13 protein-coding genes are annotated in these 16,421 nt (G+C 55.7%); 5 read left to right on the top strand and 8 right to left on the bottom strand.

Annotation, left to right across the window (positions count from 1 at the left end):
- Nucleotides 1-3: 3 nt before the first annotated feature.
- From gshB to metK, 6 genes are all read right to left on the bottom strand, one after another.
- A complete protein-coding gene (gshB, locus tag ACA373_RS13715) occupies nt 4-948 on the bottom strand; it encodes a glutathione synthase (protein WP_125287319.1) in 945 nt (314 codons plus the stop codon).
- A 54-nt stretch (nt 949-1,002) separates the two neighbouring features.
- Nucleotides 1,003-1,734 (bottom strand): 16S rRNA (uracil(1498)-N(3))-methyltransferase, encoded by a 732-nt coding sequence (gene rsmE / locus ACA373_RS13720; RefSeq protein WP_253458602.1) that lies wholly within the window; start codon nt 1,732-1,734, stop codon nt 1,003-1,005.
- Between the two features lie 72 nt (nt 1,735-1,806).
- Nucleotides 1,807-2,511: a deoxyribonuclease I gene (endA, locus tag ACA373_RS13725; RefSeq protein ID WP_370734670.1), complete on the bottom strand. Its 705-nt coding sequence runs from the start codon at nt 2,509-2,511 to the stop codon at nt 1,807-1,809.
- Nucleotides 2,512-2,618: 107 nt separating this feature from the next.
- Nucleotides 2,619-3,131 (bottom strand): SprT family zinc-dependent metalloprotease, encoded by a 513-nt coding sequence (locus tag ACA373_RS13730; RefSeq protein WP_370734671.1) that lies wholly within the window; start codon nt 3,129-3,131, stop codon nt 2,619-2,621.
- A 69-nt stretch (nt 3,132-3,200) separates the two neighbouring features.
- Nucleotides 3,201-4,598, bottom strand: a complete 1,398-nt coding sequence (locus ACA373_RS13735; protein WP_253458610.1) for a sugar porter family MFS transporter — start codon at nt 4,596-4,598, stop codon at nt 3,201-3,203.
- A gap of 413 nt (nt 4,599-5,011) precedes the next feature.
- The gene (gene metK, locus ACA373_RS13740) at nt 5,012-6,166 is read right to left on the bottom strand and encodes a methionine adenosyltransferase (protein ID WP_253458613.1); all 1,155 of its coding nucleotides are present in this window, start codon (nt 6,164-6,166) and stop codon (nt 5,012-5,014) included.
- A 540-nt stretch (nt 6,167-6,706) separates the two neighbouring features.
- Here metK and speA point away from each other — a divergent pair.
- Together speA and speB are read left to right on the top strand one after the other, a co-directional pair.
- The gene (gene speA / locus ACA373_RS13745; protein ID WP_125287325.1) at nt 6,707-8,683 is read left to right on the top strand and encodes a biosynthetic arginine decarboxylase; all 1,977 of its coding nucleotides are present in this window, start codon (nt 6,707-6,709) and stop codon (nt 8,681-8,683) included.
- Between the two features lie 142 nt (nt 8,684-8,825).
- The gene (gene speB / locus ACA373_RS13750; RefSeq protein WP_370734672.1) at nt 8,826-9,749 is read left to right on the top strand and encodes an agmatinase; all 924 of its coding nucleotides are present in this window, start codon (nt 8,826-8,828) and stop codon (nt 9,747-9,749) included.
- A 41-nt stretch (nt 9,750-9,790) separates the two neighbouring features.
- Here speB and ACA373_RS13755 read toward each other — a convergent pair whose 3' ends face one another.
- The gene (locus tag ACA373_RS13755; protein WP_125287327.1) at nt 9,791-10,543 is read right to left on the bottom strand and encodes a M48 family metallopeptidase; all 753 of its coding nucleotides are present in this window, start codon (nt 10,541-10,543) and stop codon (nt 9,791-9,793) included.
- Between the two features lie 274 nt (nt 10,544-10,817).
- On the opposite strand from ACA373_RS13755, the gene tkt reads away from it, so the two are divergent.
- The gene (gene tkt / locus ACA373_RS13760; RefSeq protein WP_370734673.1) at nt 10,818-12,809 is read left to right on the top strand and encodes a transketolase; all 1,992 of its coding nucleotides are present in this window, start codon (nt 10,818-10,820) and stop codon (nt 12,807-12,809) included.
- Nucleotides 12,810-12,907: 98 nt separating this feature from the next.
- Here tkt and ACA373_RS13765 read toward each other — a convergent pair whose 3' ends face one another.
- Nucleotides 12,908-13,645: a polymer-forming cytoskeletal protein gene (locus ACA373_RS13765; protein WP_301253206.1), complete on the bottom strand. Its 738-nt coding sequence runs from the start codon at nt 13,643-13,645 to the stop codon at nt 12,908-12,910.
- Nucleotides 13,646-14,130: 485 nt separating this feature from the next.
- Here ACA373_RS13765 and epd point away from each other — a divergent pair, with 485 nt between their 5' ends.
- Both epd and pgk read left to right on the top strand, forming a co-directional pair.
- Nucleotides 14,131-15,177, top strand: a complete 1,047-nt coding sequence (gene epd, locus ACA373_RS13770) for an erythrose-4-phosphate dehydrogenase (protein ID WP_253458624.1) — start codon at nt 14,131-14,133, stop codon at nt 15,175-15,177.
- Nucleotides 15,178-15,199: 22 nt separating this feature from the next.
- Complete coding sequence (pgk, locus tag ACA373_RS13775) at nt 15,200-16,360, top strand: phosphoglycerate kinase (protein ID WP_370734674.1); 1,161 nt, start codon at nt 15,200-15,202, stop codon at nt 16,358-16,360.
- The last annotated feature ends 61 nt before the right edge of the window (nt 16,361-16,421 follow it).

Raw genomic sequence — 16,421 nt, forward strand, 5'->3', positions numbered from 1 at the left:
TTATCAGGCCAGTCGTTTTTCAATCGCATCCATAAGCATACCAGTAATTGAAATCGGGAATGCGGCCTCGATCTCACGTATGCAGGTCGGGCTGGTCACGTTAATTTCCGTCAGCTTGTCGCCGATGATATCCAGGCCGACAAAAATCAGGCCCTTTTGCTTCAGCATTGGGCCGACGCGGCGGGCAATTTCCCAGTCGCTTTCGGACAGCGGACGCGCTTCGCCACGGCCGCCGGCCGCCAGGTTGCCACGCGTTTCGCCCGATTTGGGAATGCGAGCCAGGCAGTAAGGCACGGGTTCACCATCCACCACCAGCACGCGCTTGTCGCCTTCTTTAATCGCTGGCAGATAGTTCTGCGCCATGCAGTAGAAGCTGCCGTGCTCGGTCAGCGTTTCAATAATCACCGACAGGTTTGGATCTTCCTGCTTCACTCGGAAAATAGAGGCGCCGCCCATGCCGTCCAGCGGTTTCAGGATAATGTCGCCGTGCTCCTGCCAGAAATCGCGGATCTGCTGCGCGCTGCGGGTCACCAGCGTGTCCGGCGTCAGCTCAGCAAACCAGGCGGTATAGAGCTTCTCGTTGCAGTCGCGCAGGCTCTGCGGCTTATTCACGATCAGCGTGCCTTTTTCTTCCGCGCGCTCAAGGATGTAGGTCGCATAGATAAATTCGGTGTCGAAAGGCGGATCTTTACGCATCAGCACTACGTTCAGGTCGGCCAGCGCAATATCCTGCTCGCTGCCGAACTCGTACCATTTGTCGTAGTTTTGCTCAACGCTCAACAGACGCGTTGCGGCGCGCGCTTCACCGCCGCGCAGATAGAGATCTTTCATCTCCATATAGTGAATTTCATAACCGCGGCGCTGTGCTTCCAGCAGCATCGCGAAGCTGCTGTCTTTTTTAATATTGATGGCGCTAATCGGGTCCATCACAATGCCAAGCTTAATCATTAGTCTCTCCAGTTGAGCTTTCTTGCCTGCCGTTTTTCTCGTCAGTGCCTGTTATCAGCCTAAATCGCCAAACCGCACCTGAAGGGCGGTAATGGCGGTTAGCGCGGTGGTCTCCGTGCGCAGCACGCGAGGCCCTAAAAGGATATCGGTGAAGCCGTAGCGCGCCGTCATCGCAATCTCATCCGCCGTCAGGCCGCCTTCCGGGCCAATCAGCAAACGGACGCGTTCCACGGGCTGCGGCAGGGTATTGATGCTTTGGCTCGCTCTCGGGTGCAGATTGAGCTTCAGGCTGCTGTCCTCTTCGGCGCTCCAGGCCTCCAGCGTCATTGCTTCACGCACCTCCGGCACGCGATTTCTGCCGCACTGCTCGCAGGCGGCAATCACAATTTTTTGCCACTGCTGGATTTTTTTCGCCAGCCTTTGGGCATCAAGCTTTACGCCACAGCGCTCAGAAAACAAGGGGGTGATGCTGTTTACGCCCAGTTCCACCGCTTTTTGAATAGTGAACTCCATCTTCTCGCCGCGCGACATCACCTGGCCTAAATGCAGGTGAAGCGGGGATTCACGGCACTCTTCGCGACTTTCCTGCACGGCGACGCGCACATTTTTCTTATCCGCCTGCACGATTTCGGCGCTAAATGTCAGATTAGTACCATCGAACAATTCCAGGCGCTGACCGGCGTTCATCCGCAGTACGCGTCCTACGTGATTTGCCGCTTCTTCGTTGAGGAAAACTTCACTGCCGACGACCAGCGGTTCGGCATGATAAATGCGGGGTATACGCATGGGGATCCTGATAAAAGTAACTGGCCGCGGCGGGCGCGGCCAAGACATGCTGTCCAGTTTAGGCCACAGATTTTACCGCTGGCAAGCACGCTGTACATAGGGGTTGTGGTTGCCCTGGACTTTTGCGATGCGGTTATCGCGCTCGCATTCCCAGGCGGTAACCGGATACTGCTTGTCCCAGACCGTCATCAGCTGAGTCTGCTGTTTCGACATCGCAATCTGGTACTGGTCGCGCATATAGAACCAGGTGCGGGCGATGGCGCCGCGCGCGCGCGCTGGCGGTTCAGCCTGCTTGTTCTTGAAGTCGATCTTCATTTCGCACTGGCCGTACTGATGCTCGCTGCCGTTCCACTGGCTGTACATAAAGTTGCCGCGATCGCCGTTAACCTCGCCGATGGCAGGCTGCAGGTTATGCAGATCGGACTCTATACGGCGATAGCCCGCGTCTTTGGCGCACTGTTTTCTGCCGCCTTCCTGCCAGCACTGGCGCTGGTGGCCGAAAGTCCAGGCGGGCACCACGTGCTCCCACTCAATGCGGTTAGCGCGGTTGGCGTTTTTGCGTACCTGATAGCCGCAGGAGGCGAGGTCCGGCACGCCTTTTTTCCCCTGCCAGTTAATTTTACAGCCGCAGTAAAAAGAGCCTGGCGCATCGGCATTGATTTGCGCGGCATAGGCTTTTGCCTGGCTGAAATTATTCTGATGGTAGTTGTTGGGGCTTAACCCGTGGGCAAAGAAGGCGGTCAGCAGCGAAAAGCAGCCAATAATTTTGCGTAACATAGTCCGGTTTTCTGTCAGTCAATAAAGCGGCGAGAGTAGCAGAAGCGCCGGATAACAGGAAATCGTCGCGTGCTTTATCAGCGCTTTTTTTGACGCCAGGCCGATTTTTATGCGGGCGTAAACGTGCCGGGCAGCAATTTTTCGCCGCAGTGAACGCAGTGGTATTCGCTTTCGCCACGCGTGACCCGGTTATGACGGCGTACGGTCAGCTGATGCTGCTGACAGCGGCAGCGATAGGGGAAAGCGCGGCTGCGCACCGATTCGATAGCAAACTGGTGGGTGCGTCTTGCAGGCACGCCCAGCACGCTTTCCATCATCCACTTCCACTCTTTGCCATGCGGCGCCACGCGGCCAAACTGTTTCCATACCAGCAGATGCGCCAGCTCGTGCGGCACCACTTCATTGATAAAAGCTTCCTGATTTTCCAGCAGCAGCACTGGATTCAGGCGGATCTCCCAGGCTTCCAGCCAGGCGGTGCCCGCAGCCGTACCCCGCTGCTGATAAACCAGCTTTGGTTCAGGATAGTGACGTTCAAGGCGCTGATTAGCCTGCTGCAGCTTGTCGCGCAGCGAACGCATCACGGCCTGTTGTAGGGCTATTGGAAGTCGAGGGGATTTCATGGTGCAGAGGATACGACGTGAGGCAGGGGAATTCAATGAAGCTGGCCGGGTTGCCCCGGCCAGTGAAGCTTAGTCGCGCTGACCGATGTCGCGCAGCTTTTTGCCACTTAACAGGTTGCGTTCGATATGCTCAAGAGAAACGTTTTTGGTTTCCGGGATCAGCATAATAGTCAGAATGATAAAGAGGATATTCAGACCTGCGTAGACCCAGAAGGTATTGGCGTTGCCCAGCGTGTTCAGCATGGTCAGGAAGGTCGCCCCGACGATCATGTTGGCAATCCAGTTGGTCGCCGTAGAAACGGTGATACCAAAATCGCGGCCTTTCAGCGGCTGAATTTCAGAACACAGTACCCAGATCAGCGGGCCGGCGCTCATGGCGAAGCCGATGATAAACATCAGCAGCATAGCGATAGCAAAGTACTGTGCACCGGCAGAGTGAATGCCGATATGCAGCATGGTACCCAGCACGCCCATACCGATCGCCATGACCAGGAAGCCCAGCTTCAGGGTCGGCTTACGGCCCCAGCGATCCACCAGACCGATAGCAATAAAGGTCGCCAGCACGTTGATCAGACCAACGATAACGGTGCCCCACATCTGCTCGGTGGTATTGGTAAAGCCGGCAATTTCAAAAATTTTCGGCGCGTAGTACATGATGACGTTCATACCGGTGAACTGCTGCATAACCTGTAGCAGAATACCCAGCCAGACCGCACGGCGGAAATTACCGTTGTTTTTGAACAGATTCCAGCCGGACTGTTTGATCTTCAGGCTTTCACGGATTTCATCCAGCTCGCGTTTTGCCTGCTCGCTGGTGTCGCGCAGGCGATCCAGCACGCGCTGCGCATCGCGGAAGTTGCCTTTCGCCGCCAGCCAGCGCGGGCTGTTAGGCAGGAAGCAGACGCCGACCAGCAGCAGGGCCGCCGGGATAGTGATGATGCCCAGCATCCAGCGCCATTCGCCGGTGTAGCTGAACGCGGTATCGGAGAGATAGGCACCCAGAATACCGATGGTGATCATCAGCTGGTACAGCGAGATCATGCTGCCGCGAATTTTTTCCGGTGCGATTTCAGAAAGGTAAAGCGGAGCGGTAAAGGAAGCCACGCCGACGGCCAGGCCCAGCAGCACGCGCGCCACAATCAGCATATCCGCGTTTCCCGCCATGGCTGACCACAGCGAGCCGATAACGAACAGCACGGCGCCAATCATCAGGCTCTTTTTACGACCGAGGTAAGAGGACATCCAGCCGCTGCCGACGGCGCCGACGGCGGCACCGAACATCATCGAGCTGACAATCCATTCCTGCTGGTGGGCAGTGACGTTGAAATCTTTCGCAATGAAAGGTAAAGCGCCGGCAATCACGCCGATATCCAGCCCGAAAAGCAGGCCGGCGAGTGCGGCGAGTAAACATACGAACAAGGTCATCGCCTTGTTGGATGTTCTGCTCTGTTTCTTATTATCAGGCATGAAGCCTCCATATTAGTGGTACTGTATATTGTTTTTATAAATGTTAAAAAAACCCGGCGCGAAAGACTGTGCGGGCGATCACATGGTGTAATCGGTTACACACCAGATCTTTCTGAAAACAGTGGTTTTCATACGCGCTTACGCTTTATAACCGTTCAGGCATAGCACTAAATAGCTTCTCCTGGTTCCCTGCTGGCCCTCTATCGGACAGCGCTGAAAATAGCGCATTCCCGCTACTCTTGTTAAGGCTGGAAATTCTTAATTATCAGATGCTGCCTGATGTTTCTGGATGTAACCGTTAACATGCGGGGCGACGAAGGCCTGCAAAAGTGTATACGGAGTTTACCAATCTGCCAGCCAGCGGGCAGCAAAAAGGGCACCCTTTAGGTGCCCTTGATGCGATAGGTAAAACCTTACTTCAGGCCAGCCGCTTCGCGCAGCTGTGCGGCCTTGTCGGTTTTTTCCCATGGGAAGTGCTCGCGGCCAAAGTGACCGTAAGCCGCAGTTTCGCGGTAGATTGGGTGCAGCAGATCCAGCATCTGGATCAGGCCGTAAGGACGCAGGTCGAAGAACTCGCGTACCAGCAGCGTCAGCTGTTCGGTAGAGATTTTTTCTGTACCAAAGGTTTCTACCATGATGGAAGTCGGTTCCGCAACGCCGATGGCGTAAGAAACCTGGATTTCACAGCGATCGGCCAGGCCGGCAGCCACGATGTTCTTGGCCACGTAGCGTGCCGCGTAGGCTGCGGAACGGTCAACTTTTGACGGATCCTTACCGGAGAACGCGCCGCCACCGTGACGAGCCATGCCGCCGTAGGTGTCCACGATGATTTTACGACCGGTCAGGCCGCAATCGCCCATCGGGCCGCCGATAACGAAACGGCCGGTCGGGTTGATATGGTATTTGGTACCGGCGTTGATCCATTCAGCTGGCAGAACCGGCTTGATGATCTCTTCCATCACCGCTTCCTGCAGTGCTTTCTGATCGATATCTTCTGAATGCTGCGTAGAAAGCACTACCGCGTCGATACCAACGATTTTGCCCGCATCGTACTGGAAAGTGATCTGGCTTTTCGCATCCGGACGCAGCCACGGCAGGGTGCCGTTTTTACGCACTTCGGACTGACGCTGCACCAGACGGTGCGCGTAGGTCACCGGCGCAGGCATCAGCACGTCGGTTTCGTTGGTGGCATAGCCGAACATCAGGCCCTGATCGCCCGCGCCCTGTTCCAGCGGATCGGCGCGATCCACGCCCTGGTTGATATCCGGTGACTGTTTGCCGATAGCATTCAGCACCGCGCAGGAGTTGGCATCAAAGCCCATGTCGGAATGAACATAGCCGATTTCACGCACGGTATTACGGGTGATCTCTTCGATATCTACCCACGCGCTGGTGGTGATTTCGCCACCGACCAGCACCATGCCGGTTTTTACGTAGGTTTCACAGGCGACGCGGGCTTTCGGATCCTGCTCAAGGATGGCATCCAGCACGGCATCAGAGATCTGGTCGGCGATTTTATCGGGATGGCCTTCTGAGACGGACTCGGAAGTGAAAAGGTGTTTAGCCATTTATTCTTTACCTTACTGAAACGGGTTGGGATCGACTGCATAGCGCTAAAAAGAAACGGTTTTCTCTCTCTGCGCCCCCTCAGGCAAAGCCATGAGCAGTACAATAATTTAATTTAAGACGCTTAGAAGTTAACCAGTATAGATGGATTCACATCTGGACGGCTATTTTAGGTTACTCGTTAAACAGATTGCCAGCATTTTTTATCGGAAACAACCGGGGAATTTTGTAAAAATTACCGTGTCCCTTGTTGTTCCTTACATTTAAATTTTGCATTCCTGTCGTGCTGATTGTATAAAGCGCCGCCGATGTAGCGCCGATCGCAATGCCGAAATTTATTGTCGAAAATCTCCTCTTTTTCGTTTCCTCAGCGCAGCTGGGTGCCGGAGTCCGCGACGTGTTTAATGTTATACTTCTGATATCGCCTGGTGCGGTTCCTCAGCGTTTTATGCTGGGATGCCCGGTAGTCGATGGGTTGTTGTCGTGGGTTTTCCCTGCGATAGTAGTTAACTGTTCCGCATCATTGAAATTCGAGGCTCGCGATGTCTGACGACAGCAAGATGATTAAGGGTTCGTCAGCAGGCGAACAGGGTGTACTCCGCTCAATGCAGGAGGTGGCCATGAGCGATCAAGATGCCAGCAAAATGCTGCGCACCTACAATATTGCCTGGTGGGGCAATAATTATTACGACGTCAATGAGCTGGGGCATATCAGCGTCTGTCCCGATCCCGACGTGCCGGAAGCGCGCGTCGATCTGGCCCGGCTGGTTAAAGAGCGCGAGGCCGAAGGGCAACGCCTGCCCGCGCTGTTCTGTTTCCCTCAAATTTTACAGCATCGCCTGCGCTCCATTAACGCAGCGTTTAAGCGCGCGCGGGAATCCTATGGCTATCGCGGCGACTATTTCCTGGTCTATCCGATTAAGGTTAACCAGCATAAGCGCGTGATCGAATCGCTGATCAACTCCGGTGAGCCGCTGGGGCTGGAAGCGGGCTCCAAAGCGGAGCTGATGGCGGTGCTGGCGCACGCGGGCATGACCCGTTCAGTGATCGTCTGTAACGGCTACAAAGACCGTGAATATATTCGTCTGGCGCTGATCGGCGAAAAGATGGGCCACAAAGTCTATCTGGTGCTGGAAAAGATGACCGAAGTGAAGCTGGTGCTGGAAGAAGCGGAACGCCTGAACGTGGTGCCGCGTCTTGGCATCCGCGCGCGCCTGGCCTCGCAGGGCTCCGGCAAATGGCAGTCCAGCGGTGGTGAAAAGTCCAAGTTTGGCCTGTCCGCTACGCAGGTGCTGAAGCTGGTTGAGATCATGCGCGAAGCCGGCAGAATGGAAAGCCTGCAGCTGCTGCACTTCCACCTCGGCTCGCAGATGGCGAATATCCGCGATATCGCCACCGGCGTACGCGAATCGGCACGTTTCTATGTCGAACTGGCGAAGCTGGGCGTCAACATCCAGTGCTTCGACGTGGGCGGCGGCCTGGGCGTGGACTATGAGGGAACACGTTCCCAGTCCGACTGTTCGGTCAACTACGGCCTGAACGAATACGCCAACAACGTGATCTGGGCTATCGGCGATGCGTGTGAGGAGCACAATCTGCCGCATCCGACGGTCATCACCGAATCAGGTCGTGCGGTTACCGCGCACCATACCGTGCTGGTTTCCAACATCATCGGCGTGGAACGCAACGAGTTTATTACGCCGGAGTCGCCGCCAGCGGATGCGCCTCGCCCGATTATCAGCCTGTGGGATACGTGGCAGGAGATGCACGAGCTGAACAATCGTCGCTCGCTGCGTGAATGGCTGCACGACAGCCAGATGGATCTGTTTGATATCCATACGGGCTACTCTCAGGGCATTTACAATCTGGAGCAGCGCGCCTGGGCCGAGCAGCTTTACCTGAGCGTTTGTAACTACATTCAGCAGCATCTGGATCCGGGTAACCGCGCGCACCGTCCGATTATCGACGAGCTGCAGGAGCGTATGGCGGATAAGATTTACGTCAACTTCTCGCTGTTCCAGTCCATGCCGGACGCGTGGGGCATCGATCAGCTGTTCCCGGTGCTGCCGCTGGAAGGGCTGGATAAAAAGCCGGAGCGCCGCGCCGTGCTGCTGGATATTACCTGTGATTCAGACGGCACCATCGACCACTATGTGGACGGCGACGGTATCGCTACCACCATGCCGATGCCGCAGTACGACGTGGATAATCCGCCGATGCTGGGCTTCTTTATGGTCGGCGCGTATCAGGAAATCCTGGGCAATATGCACAACCTGTTCGGCGATACCGAAGCGGTTGACGTTTATGCTTACGCGGATGGGCGTGTTGATGTGCAGCTGTCGGACGAAGGCGATACCGTAGCGGACATGCTGGAATACGTGCAGCTGGATCCGAACGAGCTGCTGACGCATTTCCGCAAGCAGATTGCCGAATCCGATCTGGACGATGAGCTGCGCGCGCAGTTTATCGAAGAGTTTGAAGCGGGCCTCTACGGCTACACTTATCTGGAAGATGAGTAAGCCTTAGCCGCGTGGTCGGGCGGCGCTTTTTCCGCCTGACAACCTGAACCCAATCCCTTTCTCGTCGGGCCTAACGACGCGACGGGGATTTTTTTTAGCTATAACAGCAAGGCCAGCCTGGCCGACAGCAAGAGAGGGGCTTATGTATAATACTCTGGGCAACCAGTACGATAACTCTTTGGTTTCCAATGCTTTTGGTTTTATGCGTTTTCCGGTTAACTTCCAGCCGTACGACAGCGATGCCGAATGGGTGATCACCGGCGTACCGTTTGACGCGGCCACGTCCGGCCGTCCCGGCAGCCGCTTAGGGCCGGGCTCCATCCGTCAGATCTCCACTAACCTGGCCTGGGAAGGCTGCCGCTGGCCGTGGAATTTCGATCTGCGTCAGCGTCTGAACGTCGTTGACTGCGGCGACCTGGTTTACGCTTTTGGCGATTCGCAGGATATGAGCGACAAATTGCAGGCCCATGCGGAGAAGCTGCTGGCTAACGGCAAACGCATGATGACCTTTGGCGGCGACCACTACGTCACGCTGCCGCTGCTGCGCGCGCACGCGAAACACTTCGGCAAAATGGCGCTGGTGCATTTTGATGCGCATACCGATACCTATTCCAACGGCCCGAAGTTCGACCACGGCACCATGTTCTACACCGCGCCGCAGGAAGGGCTGATCGATCCGACGCGCTCCGTGCAGATTGGTATTCGCACCGAGTTCGATGCATCGCTGGGCTTCAACGTGCTGGATGCGGCGCAGATTAACGATCGCAGCGTCGACGATATCATCGCGCAGGTGAAAGAGATCGTGGGCGATATGCCTGTTTATCTGACTTTTGATATCGACTGTCTGGATCCGGCTCACGCGCCGGGCACGGGCACGCCTGTTGTCGGCGGTCTGACCTCGGACAAAGCAACTAAGCTGGTGCGCGGTCTGCAAGGGCTGAACATTGTGGGCATGGATCTGGTGGAAGTCGCGCCGGGCTATGACCAGTCCGATATCACTGCGCTGGCCGCCGCCACGCTGGCGCTGGATATGCTGCACGTTCAGGCTGTGAATAAAGGCGAGTAATCGTCGAAAGGGGCCAGCCGCAGGGCTGGCCTTGTTCAGGCTTATTTTCCGGCTTCGATGCGCGCTTTAATATGCGCCGCGCGGGATTCGGAAGAAGGGTGAGAATCGAACATGGTGCTCGCGCTGCCGCCTTCCAGCTTCGCCAGTTTCTCAAAGCTGGTTTCCAGACCCAGCGGGCTGATACCGCGTTTTTTCAGCAGATCGAACGAGTAGTCGTCCGCCTGTGACTCCTGTTTTTGTGAGAACTGCGCGTTAACCAGCTTTTCGCCCAGATCGCCCAGCTGCGACTGCGACAGCGTAGCGGCAATACCGCCAACGGATGCGGCCGCGGTACGCGCTGCGGTGGTGCCGTAAGCGACCTGCATCGCGCGGCGGGTATGGCCCAGCGCCACGTGGCCCATTTCATGGCCCAGCACGCCTTCCACTTCGTTGTCCGTCATCATATCCATCAGGCCGCTGTAAACGCGGATACAGCCGTTGGCCATCGCCCAGGCGTTGACGTCTTTGGTCAGGTAAACCTTATAGTTAGCAGGCGTGCCGTTGATGTTATCGCCAAGCGCGGCGGCGATTTTATTCAGGCGCTGGGTGTAAACGCTGTCGGCGGGTGCAATCTGCGCTTCGCTGTCCATTTGCTCGCACGATTTTACGCTCAGCTCTTTTACCTGCGCGTCGCTAAGCGAAGCGGCCTGATAAGCCTGCGCGCCAGACTGCAACAGCGCGTTGCTGTCAAAATTCTGACAGCCGGTCAGTGCGGTAGCGACGGCCAGCGCCATCAGAGAAGCGGGTATTTTCATATTTCCATCCATTAGATAACAAGGTAATAAAAACAAACACCTGCCGTTAAAGGCAGGGAATAAGACTGGCACTATGTTAACTTCCTGCGCGCTAATGCATAGTTCCAACGTCTGAAAAACGCAAGTATGGCCCTGTTTTTTTGCACTTTTCGCCATGTACATTCGGCTGCTCTTTCATGTACATTGAGGGTCGTCTTTTGCAGCTTTGCCTGATAACTCATTGATTAAAATAGGTTAAGGACGGCGAAGCCTTTAATCCGACCTGGAGTAGAACATGTCTTCTCGTAAAGAGCTTGCGAACGCCATTCGCGCATTAAGTATGGATGCTGTACAGAAAGCGAAATCCGGCCACCCTGGCGCGCCCATGGGCATGGCGGATATTGCCGAAGTGTTATGGCGTGATTTCCTGAACCATAACCCAACCAACCCGCTGTGGGCCGACCGTGACCGCTTCGTGCTGTCCAACGGCCACGGCTCAATGCTGATTTACAGCCTGCTGCACCTCTCTGGCTACGATCTGCCGATTGCCGAGCTGGCGAACTTCCGTCAGCTGCATTCCAAAACTCCAGGTCACCCGGAATACGGCTACACCGCCGGCGTTGAAACCACCACCGGCCCGCTGGGGCAGGGCATCGCCAACGCCGTGGGCATGGCTATCGCCGAGCGCACGCTGGCCGCGCAGTTCAACCGTCCAGGCCATGACGTTGTCGATCATAATACCTACGTGTTTATGGGCGACGGCTGCATGATGGAAGGGATCTCGCACGAAGTTTGCTCGCTGGCCGGTACGCTGAAGCTGGGCAAGCTGGTGGCTTTCTATGATGATAACGGCATCTCGATTGATGGTCACATCGACGGCTGGTTCACGGACGATACCGCACAGCGTTTTGAAGCCTACGGCTGGCACGTGGTGCGCGGCGTGGACGGCCACGACGCGGAAGCGATCCGCAAAGCGGTTGAAGAAGCAAAAGCGGTCAGCGACAAGCCTTCACTGCTGATGTGCAAAACCGTAATTGGTTTCGGCTCGCCGAACAAAGCTGGCACGCACGATTCCCACGGCGCACCGCTGGGCGACGAAGAAATCGCGCTGACCCGTAAACAGCTGGGCTGGCACCACGCGCCGTTTGAAATCCCTCAGGATATCTACGCGCAGTGGGATGCTAAAGAAGCGGGCAAGGCGAAAGAAGCGGCCTGGAACGAGAAGTTCGCGGCCTATGCCAAAGCTTATCCCGAGCTGGCTCTGGAGTTCCAGCGCCGCACCAAAAACGAGCTGCCGGAAAACTGGCAGGCCGAGTCGCAGAAATTCATTGAGCAGCTGCAGGCCAATCCGGCCAAAATCGCCAGCCGTAAAGCCTCACAAAACGCGCTGGAAGCTTTCGGCAAGCTGCTGCCGGAATATCTGGGCGGCTCCGCCGACCTGGCGCCAAGCAACCTGACCATGTGGTCTGGTTCTAAGCCGATCAACGAAGACGCGGCGGGCAACTATATTCACTACGGCGTGCGTGAGTTCGGCATGACCGCTATCGCCAACGGCATTACGCTGCACGGCGGTTTCCTGCCGTATACCGCCACCTTCCTGATGTTTGTGGAATATGCGCGTAACGCTGCCCGTATGGCCGCGCTGATGAAAATCCGTCAGGTGATGGTCTATACCCACGACTCTATCGGTCTGGGTGAAGATGGCCCGACGCACCAGCCGGTTGAGCAGCTGGCCAGCCTGCGCGTCACGCCGAACATGAGCGTATGGCGTCCGTGCGACCAGGTTGAGTCTGCGGTAGCCTGGAAATATGCGATTGAGCGTCACGACGGCCCAACCGCGCTGATCTTCTCCCGCCAGAACCTGGCGCAGCAGGATCGCAGCGCCGAGCAGCTGGCTAACGTGGCTCGCGGCGCCTATATCCTGAAAGATTGCGACGGCACGCCGGAAGTGATCCTGATTGCGACCGGTTCTGAAGTGGAGCTGGCGGTTGGTGCTTACGAGAAGCTGAGCGCGGAAGGGCGTAAGGCGCGCGTGGTGTCCATGCCGTCTACCGATGCTTTCGACAAGCAGGATGCGGCCTATCGTGAAGCCGTACTGCCGAAAGCGGTTGGCGCGCGCGTGGCGATTGAAGCCGGTATCGCCGATTACTGGTTCAAATACACCGGCCTGCATGGCGCGGTGGTTGGCATGACCACCTTTGGCGAGTCGGCACCGGCCGAGAAGCTGTTTGAAATCTTCGGCTTCACCGTAGACAACGTGGTCGCTAAAGCGAAAGAGCTGCTGTAATAAACCGGGTTCGCCTGTGCAAGCAGGTGAACCTTCCTGGCAATCGCTTAAGCCGTAATAAATCCGGTTCGCCTGTGCAAACAGGCGAACCTTTTTACCTACTGCGCGGTGTCCCGCAAATGGAAATCCTGGCTGGGCGGTATCACCGGCTCCGCAAAGCTTTTCACCACGTTGCTTTCCGGCTCTCTTTCCGTCTTATAAGGCTTGGACTGGCCATAAAATTTACCCTGCTGGTTGATCGAAAGCGATTCGCACTCGATGGTGCCATCCATAAATCCGTTGGCGTTAATGGCCACCTCCCGACTACAGCATAATCCTTTCAGCTCGCCGCTGATTTCGGTGCGTTGCGCCCAGATTTCCCCTTCGACCCGCCCATCTTTCTGCACAAAAACGGTTTTTTCTGAATTCACCTTACCGTTAACGCTGCCGGTGATATGAATATCGCCTGCGGCGCTGATTTCACCTACGATGGTGCAGGTATCCGGGATGGTGGTGGTGCCTGTGGCAGGCGCGCTGGCGACGCTGACGACGGTTGCGGCAGAGACGCTTTCTTCAAATTCGCTGTCCATTAGCGAAGCGGAAGCGGGCGGCACGGGCGAGGTGTAATTCAGCGGAGCGCTGGGTTGACGGGGATTCTCTTTACGTTTGAACATCGCTATTTCCTTATTTAACGTGAATTTCCTGAAGGCAAGCCAGGTAAAAATGGCGGAGGCTGCGGCCATTAACAGTCCCCGATGCTGGCGGATCAGCAACAGCGTTGTCGCCCAGCTAAGGGAATAGACGAGCAGCGCTGAAGCCCAGATAATCCAGAGATACCAAAGCAAGTTGTAATTCATATTCCGGCACGGTTAGTGACCAGAGAGTGGACGCCAGATCTTTCCCGATCTCGCTACAGCCAGCCGCGCTTTTACCGGCGCTCTGCTGTGGGCGTCTCCTTCCTGGAAACGGTTGTCAGAGAGAAAATTCTGATATTTACCTGCAAAAGTAAGAAAATTCCGTTGATCGTGTCGCTAACTGGTTACTTGAAAGTAAATATCAGTAAAAGTTACTTTACTACTTTGTTGAGCGTTGTTGGCCTGTTTTTTATACAGAACCTTATCTAAATGTGATGCAGGTCAGATTTTTAAACTGTGGATTGATCTGGCGCATTCCAATTATTCCGCATTGTCTTTATTGTAGCTGAACCGTTTCAACAAGCATTGGCACTGACCTCTTTCCGTGGGAAAAACGGCCCGGTAACGCAAAAATTCCCTGTACAAACGGGAACGCCTGGCTCAGGCTAACGCTCCGGTTTTGCACAGAATTTGGATGCAGGAGTGATATGACGGTTCGTATTGCCATCAACGGTTTTGGACGCATTGGGCGCAACGTGCTGCGCGCGCTTTATGAAACCGGACGCCGCGCGGAGATTACCGTCGTGGCGGTTAATGAGCTGGCGGAAGCCGCCGGCATGGCGCATCTGCTGAAATATGACACCAGTCATGGCCGTTTTGCGTGGGACGTTCGTCAGGAGCGGGATCTGCTGTGGATAGGCGAAGATCCTGTGCGCATTTTGCATCGGGCCGCTATCGCCGATCTCCCCTGGAAGGAGCTGAACGTGGATGTGGTGCTGGACTGCACCGGCGTCTGGGGCAGCCGCGAAGACGGCGAAGCGCACCTTGCCGCCGGGGCGAAAAAAGTCCTGTTTTCCCATCCGGGCGGCAACGATCTTGACGCTACCGTGGTTTACGGCGTCAATGAAAAAGCGCTAAAGGCCAGCGACCTGATCGTCTCTAACGCCTCCTGCACCACTAACTGTATTATTCCTGTGATTAAGTTACTGGATGATGCTTTCGGCATTGAGTCGGGAACGGTCACCACCATCCATTCCGCCATGCACGATCAGCAGGTTATTGACGCTTACCATACTGATTTGCGCCGCACTCGCGCAGCCAGCCAGTCGATAATTCCGGTCGATACTCGCCTTGCTGCGGGTATCGCGCGTATTTTTCCGAAATTCAATGACCGTTTCGAAGCGATCGCCGTGCGTGTACCGACAATCAACGTGACCGCCATTGATTTAAGCGTCAGCGTCCGCACGCCGGTAAAGGCCTGCGAGGTGAATGCGCTGCTGCGAAACGCATCAGAAAAAGCATTTAGTGGTATAGTTGACTATACGGAACTACCGTTAGTCTCCATTGATTTTAACCACGATCCGCACAGTGCCATTGTGGACGGCACGCAAACGCGGGTCAGCGGACAGCACCTGATCAAAACGCTGGTCTGGTGCGACAACGAATGGGGCTTTGCTAACCGAATGCTCGACACGACGTTAGCCATGGCCGCCAGCGGTTTCAGCCAGGGCGCGGACTGCGCCTTTAAAATTTAGAGAATCAACGAGAGGACTCACCATGTCAGTAATTAAAATGACCGATTTGGATCTTGCCGGGAAACGCGTACTGATTCGTTCTGATTTAAACGTGCCGGTTAAAGAGGGCAAAGTCACCTCTGACGCACGTATCCGTGCTTCACTGCCAACCATTGAAGCCGCGCTGAAACAGGGTGCGAAAGTGATGGTCACTTCTCACCTGGGCCGCCCGACCGAAGGCGAGTACAACGAAGAGTTCTCCCTGCTGCCAGTAGTTAACTATCTGAAAGAAAAACTTTCTTCTCCGGTTCGTCTGGAAAAAGACTACCTGGAAGGCGTTGATATCGCCGAGGGCGAGCTGGTAGTGCTGGAAAACGTTCGTTTTAACAAAGGCGAAAAGAAAGACGACGAGGCGCTGGCGAAAAAATATGCCGCGCTGTGCGACGTCTACGTGATGGACGCCTTCGGCACCGCGCACCGCGCCCAGGCTTCCACGCATGGCGTGGGGAAATTTGCGCCGGTAGCCTGCGCTGGCCCGCTGCTGGCCGATGAGCTGGAAGCGCTGGGTAAAGCGCTGAAAGAGCCTGCTCGTCCAATGGTGGCGGTGGTTGGCGGTTCTAAAGTTTCCACCAAATTCGACGTGCTGAACTCGCTGGTGAAAATCGCCGATACGGTGATCGTAGGCGGTGGCATCGCCAACACCTTCGTGGCTATCGACAACAAGGTGGGTAAATCCCTGTACGAGCCGGATTTCGTGGAAGCTGCGAAAAAACTGCGCGACGAATATAAAATTCCTGTGCCAACCGACTCCCGCGTCGGCACGGAATTCTCTGAAACTGCGCCTTCAACCGTGAAGAAAGTCTCCGAAGTTAAAGATGATGAAGAGATCATGGACTTTGGCGACGAAACCACAGAAGCCATGGCTAAGTTGTTGAAAGAAGCCAAAACTATTCTGTGGAATGGCCCGGTGGGCGTGTTTGAATTCCCGAACTTCCGCAAAGGCACCGAAATCGTGGCGAAAGCCATTGCCGACAGCGACGCATTCTCTATCGCAGGCGGCGGTGATACGCTGGCTGCCATCGACCTCTTCGGCATTGAAGATAAGATTTCTTATATCTCTACCGGCGGCGGCGCTTTCCTTGAGTTCGTGGAAGGTAAAAAACTGCCTGCGGTAGCTATGCTGGAAGAACGCGCGAAACAGTAACCTCTGGGGCGGAGGGCTGCCTCCGCCAGAATGATTTGCCCCTTAAGGCGCAACATCTTTT

Origin of the sequence: Erwinia sp. STN24 (assembly GCF_041320675.1) — a bacterium.
Classification (GTDB): Bacteria; Pseudomonadota; Gammaproteobacteria; order Enterobacterales; family Enterobacteriaceae; genus Erwinia; species Erwinia aeris.

Coding starts and splice junctions, on each gene's coding strand:
- gshB (WP_125287319.1), bottom strand. CDS start 948: ATGATTAAGCTTGGCATTGTGATGGACCCGATTAGCGCCATCAATATT.
- rsmE (WP_253458602.1), bottom strand. CDS start 1,734: ATGCGTATACCCCGCATTTATCATGCCGAACCGCTGGTCGTCGGCAGT.
- endA (WP_370734670.1), bottom strand. CDS start 2,511: ATGTTACGCAAAATTATTGGCTGCTTTTCGCTGCTGACCGCCTTCTTT.
- ACA373_RS13730 (WP_370734671.1), bottom strand. CDS start 3,131: ATGAAATCCCCTCGACTTCCAATAGCCCTACAACAGGCCGTGATGCGT.
- ACA373_RS13735 (WP_253458610.1), bottom strand. CDS start 4,598: ATGCCTGATAATAAGAAACAGAGCAGAACATCCAACAAGGCGATGACC.
- metK (WP_253458613.1), bottom strand. CDS start 6,166: ATGGCTAAACACCTTTTCACTTCCGAGTCCGTCTCAGAAGGCCATCCC.
- speA (WP_125287325.1), top strand. CDS start 6,707: ATGTCTGACGACAGCAAGATGATTAAGGGTTCGTCAGCAGGCGAACAG.
- speB (WP_370734672.1), top strand. CDS start 8,826: ATGTATAATACTCTGGGCAACCAGTACGATAACTCTTTGGTTTCCAAT.
- ACA373_RS13755 (WP_125287327.1), bottom strand. CDS start 10,543: ATGAAAATACCCGCTTCTCTGATGGCGCTGGCCGTCGCTACCGCACTG.
- tkt (WP_370734673.1), top strand. CDS start 10,818: ATGTCTTCTCGTAAAGAGCTTGCGAACGCCATTCGCGCATTAAGTATG.
- ACA373_RS13765 (WP_301253206.1), bottom strand. CDS start 13,645: ATGAATTACAACTTGCTTTGGTATCTCTGGATTATCTGGGCTTCAGCG.
- epd (WP_253458624.1), top strand. CDS start 14,131: ATGACGGTTCGTATTGCCATCAACGGTTTTGGACGCATTGGGCGCAAC.
- pgk (WP_370734674.1), top strand. CDS start 15,200: ATGTCAGTAATTAAAATGACCGATTTGGATCTTGCCGGGAAACGCGTA.